This window comes from uncultured Gimesia sp. (genome assembly GCF_937919775.1).
Classification (GTDB): Bacteria; Planctomycetota; Planctomycetia; order Planctomycetales; family Planctomycetaceae; genus Gimesia.
Window position 1 is genome coordinate 1 of the sequence record NZ_CALFPF010000256.1, and the last position, 13,060, is coordinate 13,060.

The 13,060-nt window shown below is 50.1% G+C and carries 8 protein-coding genes; 6 read left to right on the top strand and 2 right to left on the bottom strand.

Going from position 1 to position 13,060, the window contains the following annotated elements; genetic code table 11:
- Positions 1-184 precede the first annotated feature (184 nt).
- Together Q0294_RS06810 and Q0294_RS06815 are read left to right on the top strand one after the other, a co-directional pair.
- Entirely contained in the window at positions 185-1,309 is a 1,125-nt protein-coding gene (locus Q0294_RS06810; RefSeq protein WP_299462333.1) for an efflux RND transporter periplasmic adaptor subunit, read from the top strand.
- Entirely contained in the window at positions 1,299-4,622 is a 3,324-nt protein-coding gene (locus Q0294_RS06815) for an efflux RND transporter permease subunit (protein WP_299462336.1), read from the top strand. The genes Q0294_RS06810 and Q0294_RS06815 overlap by 11 nt, the downstream gene beginning before the upstream one ends.
- 43 nt (positions 4,623-4,665) lie before the next feature.
- Here the strand turns inward: Q0294_RS06815 and Q0294_RS06820 are convergent, their stop codons facing one another.
- A complete protein-coding gene (locus Q0294_RS06820) occupies positions 4,666-5,877 on the bottom strand; it encodes a hypothetical protein (protein ID WP_299462339.1) in 1,212 nt (403 codons plus the stop codon).
- A gap of 76 nt (positions 5,878-5,953) precedes the next feature.
- A complete protein-coding gene (locus Q0294_RS06825; protein ID WP_299462342.1) occupies positions 5,954-8,179 on the bottom strand; it encodes a tetratricopeptide repeat protein in 2,226 nt (741 codons plus the stop codon).
- Positions 8,180-8,443: 264 nt separating this feature from the next.
- Between Q0294_RS06825 and Q0294_RS06830 the strand changes: the two genes are divergently transcribed.
- The 4 genes from Q0294_RS06830 to Q0294_RS06845 all read left to right on the top strand — a co-directional run bounded on the left by Q0294_RS06830 (position 8,444) and on the right by Q0294_RS06845 (position 12,926).
- Positions 8,444-10,219 (top strand): CRTAC1 family protein, encoded by a 1,776-nt coding sequence (locus Q0294_RS06830; protein WP_299462345.1) that lies wholly within the window; start codon positions 8,444-8,446, stop codon positions 10,217-10,219.
- 135 nt (positions 10,220-10,354) lie between these two features.
- Entirely contained in the window at positions 10,355-12,193 is a 1,839-nt protein-coding gene (locus tag Q0294_RS06835) for a carbamoyltransferase (RefSeq protein WP_299462347.1), read from the top strand.
- Positions 12,194-12,232: 39 nt separating this feature from the next.
- Entirely contained in the window at positions 12,233-12,649 is a 417-nt protein-coding gene (locus Q0294_RS06840) for an SxtJ family membrane protein (RefSeq protein ID WP_299462350.1), read from the top strand.
- Positions 12,650-12,701: 52 nt separating this feature from the next.
- A complete protein-coding gene (locus Q0294_RS06845) occupies positions 12,702-12,926 on the top strand; it encodes a DUF5989 family protein (protein WP_299462353.1) in 225 nt (74 codons plus the stop codon).
- Positions 12,927-13,060 lie beyond the last annotated feature (134 nt).

A 13,060-nucleotide genomic window follows, 5' to 3' on the forward strand; every position in this document is an offset into this window, starting at 1 on the left:
AAACAGGGCCGGGTAATAAAGATCGGGTAGCACTCGATTTAAAAGCTTGATTTCTGATGCAGGGGGTCATGAAAACTCCCTCAAGTCTGGCGTCATTTATGGTATACTGCTGCTTGACACCTTTGATTATGGCAAACAGGCGTCCGAGACGGTTCATTTAATCATGTTGTGGTAAAGGGGAAAGATGAAAGTTTGGTTTTCCCATAAAGGCATCAGTATCTTCATCCGTATTCTGCTCTACACAGCCGGTCTGGTAGTTCTCCTGCTGTCGATTGCCTGGCTGTCCGGGATGTTCGAGAAAAAAGTGGCATCAGACTGGCAGGAGCGCGGTGTGCGTCGGCATTCCGCCGAACCGATGACAGTGGTCCATGAAGTGACGAAACCCTATGTCGAAGAAGCGATCGGAACGCTCAAAGCGTCGAGTCGAACCATAGTGGCGTCCAAGGTTCTGGCAAGCATCGCACAGATTCACGTGAAAGCAGGGGATCAGGTCTCGAAAGGGCAACCTCTGATTGACCTTGATGCAAAAGAATATCAGTCCCGTTTGAGTCAAGCCAAACAATCAGAGGTCTCGACTGCTGCAACCCATGCAGAGGCAGAAAAGGATTTCAAGCGAGTCGAGACGCTGCTGAAAAAGAATGTTGTCACAAAATCCGACTTTGATCGCGCCACACGGGAACTTCAAGTGGCCGAGGCGGAAGAGTCGCGAGCAAAGCAAGCCGTCACTGAGGCGGAAATTTTACTGTCTTATACCAAAATCAAAGCGGCGAAGAACGGTCGTATTGTGGATCGACTTGCCGAACCAGGGGACATCGCCAATCCGGGAGCACCGCTCCTGGTGCTGTATGACGCCACATCACTCCGGCTGGAGGCGCCGGTGGAGGAGCAACTGGCCGTCAAACTGCGACTGGGCGATCAGCTGAAGGTCTACGTCGATGCGTTGGAACGTGAATTCGAAGCCACCATTGATGAGATCGTGCCACAGGCAGACGCACCGAGTCGGTCTTTTCTGGTTAAAGCCAGTTTGCCACGCTCCGAAGATCTTTACGAAGGGATGTTCGGTCGACTGCGGATTCCGGCGGGAAGTCGTAAGCACCTCTGCCTCGAAATGGACGCCATTGAACGCATTGGTCAGCTCGAATTTGTCGATGTTGTTCGGCCGGACGGCACGCTGGAAAGACGCTTCATTAAAACCGGGCAGGTCGGAATTCCCGGGCGACAGGAAGTCCTGAGTGGTCTGCAGGCGGGGGATCAGGTGTTACTCAAGCCGACATCTCCGGAACGGGAGAGCAACGCAGATGACAAATGAGCCTGATGAGATTTCCGACGAGAGTTCTGGTTTCCTGACGCGCGTGGTCGAAGTCTTCCTGCGAGGCGATGTGGCGATTCTGCTGGTGGTGGTCTCTTTGCTGTTAGGCATCGTCGCTTTATGGCTGACACCTCGCGAAGAAGAACCGCAGATTGTGGTACCGATGGCGGATGTTTTCGTCAGTGCTCCCGGACTGTCTGCCGCCGAGGTCGAAACGCAGGTCACCGATCGTCTGGAAAAATTGCTGTACCAGATCGATGGTGTCGAGTACGTCTATTCGATGTCCCAACCCGGCCAGTGTATTGTCACCGTTCGGTTCTATGTGGGCGAGGACCGTGAAGATTCCCTTGTCAAACTCTATAACAAGATTAATTCATCCACGGATCAGATCCCGCCGGGAGTCACATCGTGGGTGGTCAAGCCAATCGAAGTCGATGATGTGCCGATTGTGATTGCCACTCTCTGGAGCGATAGACCAGACATTTACAGCGACCATGAGTTACGGAGGATTGCAGAGGAACTCCAGCATGATCTCCAGGCGATCCCCAATACAAACCGCGTTGAAGTAAACGGCGGGCGGCCGAGACGCGTGCGTGTGGAGTTGGACGCTCAGCGACTGGCGGCGCACAAGACTTCTCCCCTGCAGGTGAAAAAAGTTTTGCAAATCAGCAATGTCATGGTGCGGGCCGGTGAATTTGCACAACAGGATCGACAGTTTATTGTCGAATCCGGAACTTTTATCAAGGATGTTGCTGATCTGGAGAATATCGTGGTGAATGTTTCCGGCGATCGGCCCGTGTATCTCAAGAATGTGGCTACCATTATGGACGGGCCAGCCGAATCGGAAAGTTATAGCTGGATCGGCTTCGGTTCCGCTGATGAAACGCACTCAAATGAAGACCAGTTGTATCCTGCAGTTCATCTTTCGGTAGCGAAACGGAAGGGGACCAACGCGGTCTGGGTCGCGTCCGCCGTCAAAGAACGACTGGAAGAACTGTCAAGGACTCACATACCCAACGGTGTGCATTACCGCATCACCCGGGATTACGGCGAGACGGCCGATGAGAAAGTCAACGAACTCGTGGAAGGTCTGATCGTCGCCGTTCTGACTGTGGTTGCTTTGATTGGGGTTGTGATCGGCTGGCGAGCTGCTTTGGTCATCGCCTTGGCGATTCCCGTCTGTTACAGCCTGACATTGTTTGTGAATCTGATGGCCGGTTATACGATCAACCGCGTCACGATGTTTGCGCTCATTCTGGCGTTAGGTCTCTTGGTTGATGATCCCATCACGGACGTAGAAAATATTGCCCGCTATTTTTCCATGCGGATATTTCCGCCGCGCAAGTCTGTGTTGCGTGCCATACAGGAAGTCCGCCCTGCGCTGATTCTTTCCACTTTAGCCATCATTGTCAGTTTTCTGCCTTTGGCATTCATTACGGGCATGATGGGACCTTACATGGCTCCGATGGCGTTGAATGTGCCTCTGACTGTTACCTTTTCGACTTTAGTCGCGTTCGTGATCACACCGTGGTTGGCCATGGTTTCGCTCAGACGCCTTTCTCAATCAGACGATCAGAGTGAAAGTGCATACGATCTTACGAAGCAGCCACTTTATCGAGCGACGCGTGCCATTCTGAGCCCGATTCTGTCCCGCCGTATTTACGCCTGGGGTGTGCTGTTCGGAATTGTTTTGCTGCTTGCAGGCGCGATGACGCTGCCTGTACTGCGGCTGGTTCCCGTCAAGATGCTTCCCTACGACAATAAAAATGAGTTCCAGGTGGTGCTTGATATGCCGGAAGGCACAACGCTGGAACATACAGATGCCGTAGCAAAACGGATCGGCCAGTATTTAAGCGGTGTTTCCGAAGTGAGAGATTACGAGATTTTTGTCGGGCAGGCTTCACCGATGGACTTTAACGGAATGGTTCGGCATTATTTCTTGAGGCAAGGCTCCCCGCTGGCAGACATCCGTGTGAATCTGATCGGGAAAGATTATCGTGTTCAACAGTCGCATGAGATTCTGTTGCGGATTCGAGATCCGTTAACGAAGCTGGCAAACTCACTGGGAGCGAAGATCAAGCTGGTCGAGGTGCCTCCCGGGCCGCCTGTTCTGTCCACGATTACAGCAGAAGTTTATGGGCCTCCGGTAGGAACTTACTCCGATCTGATTCAAGTCGCCGGGAGTGTCGGAGACCGGCTTGCGGCTGAATCGGGCGTGGTTGATGTGGACCTGAGTGCCGAAGAGGATCAAACACGCTGGATATTTGAAACCGATAAACCCAAGGCGGCGCTTTCCGGAATCTCGACGGAAGCGATTGCAGAAACGATGCGCATCGCTCTGAAGGGGGATAAGGCAACCGTGCTCCACCTCCCGAATGAAGTCGAACCGCTCTGGATCGAACTCAAGCTGCCGCGCTCCAGTCGTTCCGCCATCGACGACCTGGAAGAAATCTACGTGCAGGGAAATGGCGGTCAAGTTGTGCAACTCGGTGCGCTCGGCAAATTCGAAAAACGGCTCGAAGACAAAACCATCTACCATAAGAACCTGAATCGAGTCGTCTATGTCTATGCTGAAGTTGCGGGTCGTCCTCCGGCGGATGCGATTCTGGATCTCGAAGCGGATCGCCAAACCGATAAAACGCAGATATCTGGCGCAGTCCGGCCCGTGCAGGACCGCACATGGCTGTCTCGCGGAGCGGGAATCAAATGGTCCCTTCCCGCCGGTTATTCGGTGAACTGGGCAGGAGAAGGTGAGTGGAAGATTACACTAGACGTGTTTCGCGATTTGGGTTTTGCGTTCGCAGCAGCCTTGCTGAGTATCTTCATCATTTTGATGTTTCAAACCGGCTCGCGCATCTTACCGGTGCTGATAATGCTGGCCATTCCCTTGACGCTCATCGGAATCTTACCCGGCTTCTGGCTACTTAATGTCATCATGGATGTCCCCGTCGGCGGACATCCGAATCCCGTCTTTTTCACGGCAACGGCAATGATCGGTATTATTGCTCTGGCCGGAATTGTCGTGCGGAATTCCGTCGTGCTGATTGATTTTATCCATCTGGCGCAAAAAGAAGGCTTTTCGCTGCAGGAAGCAGTCATACGTTCGGTTGCCGTTCGAACGCGTCCGATTCTGCTGACGGCGGGAACGACGCTGCTGGCGAATTGGGTCATCACACTCGATCCGGTCTTTTCAGGACTGGCCTGGGCGATCATTTTCGGAATCGTGACTTCGACTCTGTTCACACTCATCGTCATTCCCGTCACGTATTGGTTGCTGTACCAGAAACGAGACGTGGAAAATAAAATTGCTTGAACAGGAGCAATCGCTGGAAGTCAATGGCGGGCTTGTTTGTGAATCAGTTGACTGATTGTGTTTTCACATGCTCATCGGGGTTGAGAAACCAGGGGACATCCTTTTTTAACCATTCAATGATGGCCTGGGCTGCGATGGCGTTTGCTTTACCGTTAGGATGATGGTCTGTGGGATGGACCCAAAGATCCGATGTTTTTTGCCCTGCAAATGCCGGCGTGAGATCCAGCACCGGTAAACCGGCTTCCTCGGCCATCGCTTTTACTTTTTCGTGAATCGTCTGCAAAGGGTATGCTGATTCAAACCCTTCCATTAACGGATAAATCACAAACACAGAGCGGCAGTCCGGAATTTGCGGGATCGTGCGGATCGTTTCCTGAAAGACGCGCAAATTTTCCTGGTTAAAACGAGGATCATAAGAGTCGAGATACCATTGGATGGTTTCCCGTTTGATCTTTTCCATTTCGAAAGGGGCCGTCATCAAGCCGATCGACTTCAAATAACCGCCGTGCCAACTGGTTTTCTGATAATCATCCAGATATTGATCACGAATTTGTACCAGATCATTGATATATTTCTGACGCTGGGCTAATCCGGGGTGGATGGGAATATCATTCGGAATGAAGACGAAGATCGCTCTATGGCAGTTCGCTTCCTTGACGATCGCCGCCAGAATCTGAAGTTCATCCAGAGTATTTGCGCCTACCTGACCGCCATTGATGATTTCATACTTTTTACCCAGCAAAGATTCCATTTGACGTGCGATTGTCTTTTCAACGGGGACACCCTCACCAAATACAAATGAATCACCGATGCAGGCGATGCGTGTCACTCCTTCTGGTGGCTGATCCGGGTATTCCCGATCACGAATTCCTTTGGATGAATGTTCATATTTCACGCACCACGGGGTTTCCGAGAGACGGTTCAGGGGAAGTTTTTCAGGATCGAGAGTATAGGTCGTCAGTTCCCAGTCACCGTCTTGGGTATTGGGGACGGGGGCCAGTTCATCGTGAGGATTATCAGGATAACAATGATAATAAACGACGTGGTCGGTTACCGAGTGATCAATCAGATGTCTTTTCGAAATCAGGCGGGGGGGAGCAATCTGCGCAATGCGAACGACCACTTCAACCACAGCCAGACTGATTAACAGGCCGATTCCCAATGCAGCGCACCGGAACAGAACGCTTTTTTTCCTGCTGCGTTTCTCTGGGACGATCGTATATTCGAGGGGTAAGTTTGCTGAGGGCTGGTTCAAAGTATTATTTCTGTCGAGAAAGAATCAAATAAAGAAATGTTTCACCTGGATTATAATGAGTAGGCGGCGGATGATTCTATTTATTTTGGTACGAATCAATTCGATTTTGAATATCTCTTGCAGGTTCAGAATCAGGAGGGACCAGTGTGAGGGCCTGTTGTAAGGCTTTAATTGCAGCTTGAGTTTGTCCCAGTTGTTGCAGAGATTCTGCCAGATTGAAAAACGCGGGTGCCAAATCAGGGGCTGTTTTGACCGCCAACTGCAATTGTTTTACTGCCCGCTGATGGTTTCCCTGTTCCTGAAGCATGGTCCCCTGCAGATTATAAGTTAACGCCAGTTCCTGTATGATTTGCTTGTGCAAATCGGGAGAGGTTTGCTGATTGAGTGTTTGCAGTGCCGATTCATAATGTTGAATCGCTTTTTCCAGGTTTGAATTTCTGGCAGCCATCAGCCCCAGATTAAATTCGTTTACAGGATCGGAAGAACCCTGTTTTCGGGAAAGTTCAAATTGAACCTGTGCGTTTTTCTCGTCCCCCAGTTCCAGATAGAGATTACCAAGATTCTTCCGTAGGTCAGGATCATCCGGTCGGAATTTCAAAGCCAATTGATAATAGCGCAATGCCTCTTTGAAAATTTTCTGCCGACGTGCGAGATTGCCCAGTCCCATTAAGGCGTCCGCATTTTGAGGCTGTGACTGAAGAGCCTGCAGGTAATGGTCAAAGGCTTTTTTGTCGTCTGTTTCTGATTCGTAATAAATTCCTAACGCAACATGCGCCCCCGGATGCTTAGGGTCGATTTCCAGAACCCGTTGATAAAATTTCAATGCCCGGTCTACGTTCCCCAGTTTCATCTGCGTGGCACCCAGGTTCAGATTCGTACCCGCATCATCGGGCATGACTGCGATCGACTTTTCAAAATAGTGCAATGCCTTCTCAAACTGCTGTTCTTTAAAAGCCAGATGACCGAGATTATTCAGAGCGATAAAAGCACGGGGGTTGTACTTCAGGCAGTGTTGATACAGTTCAACACTATTGGCCCATGCTGCAGTCTGGATAAAACTCAGACCGGCAAACACAGCCAAAACAGCACAAACGGAATATCGTGCGACAGTTTTATGGGCATCGCGTAACAGCCACGCCACAGCGAGTGCCGGGCCAAACATCGACAGGTAAACGTATCTGTCTGCAACCGTGGAGACTAATTGATAGGCAAAGGGGATCAGACCCAGCACCGGCAGCAATCCGGCGATAAAAATTGCCAGGATAACCAACCAGACACGGCGTTGTTTGACAATACAAGCCAGCAGAAAACACAGGCAGGGAATGATCCAGAACCAATAGACCCTGTCAGATTCCAGAATCAGCTTGATGCTTTTGTCATATTGCATCATCAGCGGGTAGGGGATGAATAGTTTCCACAGATAAAACGCCAGCGAATCCCCGGCAATCAAGGGGCGATTCCAAAACGGACTTTCAAACAACAGCTCCGCCTGTTCGCTGCGATTGACCAGAATCATGGTCAGAGCCAGCATCAGCCAGCAGAAAATCCAATAGCGCAGAGTTTTTAACTGCTGCGGATAGAATCCATAGACGAGTATTCCAATGATGAGTGGCGTGGTTACCGAACTCGGTTTTGCCAGCAGCGACAGCAGAAAACAACCTGTCGCCAAAATCAACTCGGAATTGAATTTTCGCGCTGGAGCCGTAGTGGAAGGTGGCAGGACAGAAGCGGAAGCTTCGGATCGTACGACATATTTCAGAGTATAAAAGATCGTTGCGATGGAAAAAAAATTGCTGAGTAATCCGCGTGTTTCGCTGATCCAGACGACGGACTCAACCTGTAACGGGTGGAGTAAAAACAGCAGTCCCCCCAGGCAGGCCGCACGGTTGTTCTTCACGATCAAATTCAAGATCCGGTAAATGAGGAGCGAGTTAACCAGATGCAGGATTAAACTGCCCGCATGAAAAATAGAGGGAGCCAGCACCGAATTCTCTTGAGAGCCAAACAGACGCGTCAGAGAAACCTCCAGCGCAAAGAAAGTATAGCTGAGGGGGATATAGAGGCCTTCGTAGGGCTCCGTCCAGATCTTCCGCAGTCCTTCAAACGAAACAGGATTCAGGTGAGGATTGTCTGTCAGGTGTAGGTGGTCATCCCAGTCCAATAAGGGATAAGTCAGGCAGCGCGAGAAAATAAGTAGAATCAGCACCAGATAAAGTAGTGTTACTCTGAATAGGTTGGCTTTGCCTGCTGACCGTGAAAGGGGATTCACCTCTAATGGATTCTGCGGGAGTGGTTCATTCATCAATGGTTTTCTTTTTACGTCAATCGGCTGTCTGATCTCTTCGGTGAGTAAATTCGGACGGTGATTGACTCGATTCGTCGAATGCCTGACTGTATCATCCTATTTAACATTGTTTTCTGGTTCAACGGAAGTTAGTCATATCTTTCGGCTCTCTGCTTTCGGAGCAGGAAATAATTTGATTGAATCAAGCGTCAAAGCCGCAAATAATGGATGATTATTCTTGCTTGTCTGATTTCTCTTAGCGTATTCAGGACTGAGGTTAAATTGTTCCCATCGTTTCCACGCAGCCGATCTCGACAGGCAATCCTGATTTTCGGTCTGCTTTTTTGTCCGGGTTGTGAAAAGTCAACTCCCGCTCCTGCGGTCGAAACGGACATTTTAACAGAGACTAAAGCCCCGGACCGAGCCGAGAAACTTCAGGAAAACAGCACGCCTTCCCCCTTCTGGTTTACCGACATCGCCCGGGAATCGGGCATTGATTTTACTTATTACGGGAATCCCAGTCCGCAGCATTATATGGTGGAACAGAACGGCGGGGGAGTTGCGCTGTTTGATTTCGACGGCGATGGTCGGCTGGACATCTTTCTGGCGAATGGCTCTCATTTTGATCAACCGGCTGAGGAAGCGGGCATGGTCCATCAGCTGTATCGTGCTTCAAGCCTGCAGCGGGATGAGTTGAGATATGCAAATGTCACAACGGCAGCCGGCCTGGAAAAATCCGGCTTTGGCATGGGCGTGGCTTGCGGTGATTATAACAATGATGGCTTTGTGGATTTGTATCTGTGTACTTATGGGAAAAACTATTTCTGGGAAAATAATGGTGATGGTACGTTTTCCGACATCAAAGAAATGACAACAACGGGGGACGAACATTGGGGCGCCAGCGCCGCATTTGGTGATCTCGATGGCGATGGCGACCTTGACTTGTATGTGACAAATTATGTGGATTATTCCCGAGATGAACCGCCTTGTTACACCACAATCGGATCAACACGCGTCCTGATTTCCTGCGGCCCGATTGGCAGAATTGCACAGCAGGATCTGCTCTACGAAAATCGGGGCGACGGGCGATTTGTTGATCGTTCTGAAGCAGCCGGTATCCGGGTACCACCTGCCGGTAAAGGGCTGGCCGTTCAGATTGTCGACCTCAACCGGGATGGTCTGCTCGACATTTTCGTAGCCAATGATACGACGGATAATTTTCTCTTCATCAATCAGGGCAACTTCGTATTTGAGGAACAAGCCTTGATTCTGGGAGTTGCCGTAGGAGATCAGGGGCAGCCTCAATCTTCGATGGGGATTGCGTGTGCCGATTATAATCGGAACGGTCTGCTCGATATTTTTGTGACGAATTTTGAAAACGCAGCCAATGATTTTTATGAACAGCTTGAACTGGGCGGCTTTCTGACGACCAATTCCCAATTGGGGCTGGATACTACATCACGACCGATGCTGGCATTCGGGACCATCTTTGCCGATTTCAACCTCGACCAATGGCCTGATCTGTTCGTGGCGAATGGGCATATCTGGGATCTGAGTACGCTGGGAACCGAACATGAATACGAGATGACGCAGCAACTGTTTTATAATCAGCAGGGAAAACGCTTCAAAGATGTCTCAAAAAATTCGGGCCCCTATTTTCAAACAAAATATCTGGGGCGTGCCACTGCGGTGGGAGATATCGATAACGACGGGGATGCCGATCTTCTGGCGTCGCATGAAATCAAGCCGGCAGGGCTCTTACGAAATGACAGCCCCCGTCAAGGCAAAAGCGTACGACTCAGAGTGATCGGCGTGCGGGCGGCCAGGGAACCGCTCGGTTGCACCGTAAAAGTGATCACGGGTGAGGTTGCACAAATTCTGGTGATTCCCGCCGGAGGCAGTTTCCAGTCTTCCAGTGATCCGCGTGTGCTTATCCCCATCGGGGAGGCTGCTTTGATCGATTCCCTTACAATTACCTGGCCCGACGGGACAAAAGAAGAATGGAACCAGCTTCCTGTTCAGGATGAACTGACCCTGCTCCAGGGGACAGGAAAATAGTCGGTATTGCGTTTTAGGTTTTATTTGTGGTAGTAAATGTTGAGATTCATCAAAGCAACAAGTCCCCCGTCAAACGATAATCAAACACATTCATCCTTGATCTATTTTATCGCTCCTTTCATTACCGGGTAGTTCATGACAGCAATTCTGGGGATCTCGGCTTTCTACCACGACTCTGCAGCAGCCATCATTGTTGATGGTGAGATCATTGCCGCAGCTCAGGAAGAACGCTTTACCCGAATCAAACATGACTCGTCTTTTCCTGCGCAGGCCATTGAATACTGTCTGCGCGAAGCGCAACTGACGCCGGGACAGATTGATTTTGTGGGGTTTTATGAAAAACCGTTTTTAAAATTCGAACGCCTGCTGGAAACGACTCTGGCATTTGCCCCCTTTGGTTTCAAGGCGTTTCTGAATACGATTCCCAGTTGGCTCAAAACAAAACTGCACATTCCGAAAGTCATTTACGAAGGACTGCAGCAGCAATATAAAAAACGTATCATCTTTATTGAACACCACGAGTCTCATGCCGCGAGTGCCTTTTTCCCATCCCCTTTTGAAGAAGCCGCTTTTCTGACTGTGGATGGAGTCGGCGAATGGGCAACCGCCAGTTATGGAACCGGCGTGGGTAACAGAATCGAAATTCAGCGCGAACTGCATTTTCCGCATTCGCCCGGTCTGTTGTATTCGGCTTTTACTTATTACTGCGGCTTTCGAGTCAACTCGGGTGAGTATAAACTGATGGGCCTGGCCCCCTATGGCGAGCCGCGTTTTGCCGAACTGATTCGCGAGAAACTGGTGGATATCAAGCCCGATGGTTCTATTCGCCTTGATCTGTCTTACTTCAACTTCTGTCAGGGAATGACGATGACCTCGAATCGATTTCATCGACTCTTTGGTGGCTTACCCCGTCGACCCGAAACGGAGATCACACAACGTGACATGGACCTGGCGGCTTCAATCCAGACCGTGATGGAAGAAATTCTGCTGAAAATGGTCCGGCATGTGCATTCGCAGACAAACCAGTCACGTCTCTGCATGGCAGGGGGAGTCGCTTTGAACTGCGTGGCGAACGGAAAGATCATGCGGGAAGGTCCGTTTGAAGAGATCTGGATCCAACCGGCAGCCGGCGATGCCGGTGGCGCGCTGGGAGTGGCACTTTTCATCTGGAATCAGTTGCTGCAAAAACCACGACACGCGAATCCGGATGATCAACAGCAGGGGAGTTTTCTGGGGCCGAAATTTTCTGAAGCAGAGATTCGACAGTTTCTGGATGAAGCGCAGGTGGTTTATCACACCATTTCCGATGAAAACGAACTGTGCAGGCAGGTCGCAAGCCACATCTCCTCCGAAAAAGTGGTCGGCTGGTTGCAGGGCCGCATGGAATACGGGCCGCGGGCTCTGGGAGGCAGGAGCATTCTGGGTGATGCCAGGAGTGAATCGATGCAGTCCAAAATGAACCGCAAAATCAAATTTCGGGAATCATTTCGTCCGTTCGCACCCTCCGTTTTGCAAAACAGAGTCGAGGAATATTTCGAATTTCCCGCTCACATCCCTAGCCCTTACATGTTGCAGGTTGCCGATGTTCAAAAACATCAGCGGAGCTCCCGTTCGCCAGAAACGAAACATCTGACCGGTTTCCAGCAGCTGCATCTGTGCCGCTCTTCAGTCCCGGCTGTCACACACGTTGATTATTCTGCCCGCATACAGACCGTGGACGAAACCCGGCACGGCCGGTATTTCAAACTGATCTCGGAATTTGAAAAATTGACGGGTTCTCCCGTCATCATCAATACCAGCTTTAATGTCAGAGGAGAACCCATTGTCTGCAGCCCCCAGGATGCCTGGCGATGTTTCATGGCCACGAATATGGATGTGCTGGTATTGGAACAATTTGTCATTTTAAAGTCGGAACAGCCCCAGGCACGGGTATTTGAAGACGATCAGCATCTCGATCAGTTTGCCCTCGATTAATCGTTCAAGCAGCATTAACACTTAGTTGAATCAATAAAAATGGCACTTACCGAAATCAACTGGAATCCGAATCAACGCGAGTTAAGAATCTTCGCTGTCGCACTGGCATTTCTTTTCAGTTTCATTGCGGCTTTCGTTTATAAAATAACGGCGTCGATTTCAGTCGCAACAGGCATGGCTGGACTGATAGTTCTGCTGTTGAGCTTGGGTCTGATTTATCCGCAGCACATCAAACCGATTTATCTGGCCTGGATGATTCTGTTTTATCCTGTCAGGTGGATTGTTTCCTGTCTCCTGATCGCTGTGGTATATTATCTCGTCATATTCCCGATCGGCATCACGTTACGCTTATCGGGCCATGATCTGGTCGGCAGGCGTTTCGACCCACAGGTGGAATCTTACTGGAAAACAAAAAAAGTCATCCGCAAGGAAACAGACTACTTTCGGCAGTTTTAGTATTCGCTTGAACCGGACTGAATCGAGAAGCATTAAATTACGGGCGAAAATCATGGCAGATCCAACAGATTCCGAACAGCCCTCATCAGACGAAAACCCGACTGAATTTCTGGCTCGCTCTGAGGGCAAATCGCCGGGCATTCTGGCCGAATTCTGGGACTTTTTATGCCATAACAAAAAATGGTGGTTGGCGCCGATCATCATAGCGCTGCTCTTGATCGGGTTGCTGATTCTCATCAGCGGCAGTGCCATCGCGCCCTTTATCTACCCGATTTGATCTGACAGGCTTGTTTCCAGGATCAAAGTCCGCTCATCAGGATTGGGCAATTTGCAGTGAAAAGGCCTACTGTACAGACGGAAATCGATACTTTAGATTTATTATAAAATAATATTTTCTTTATACTATTACAA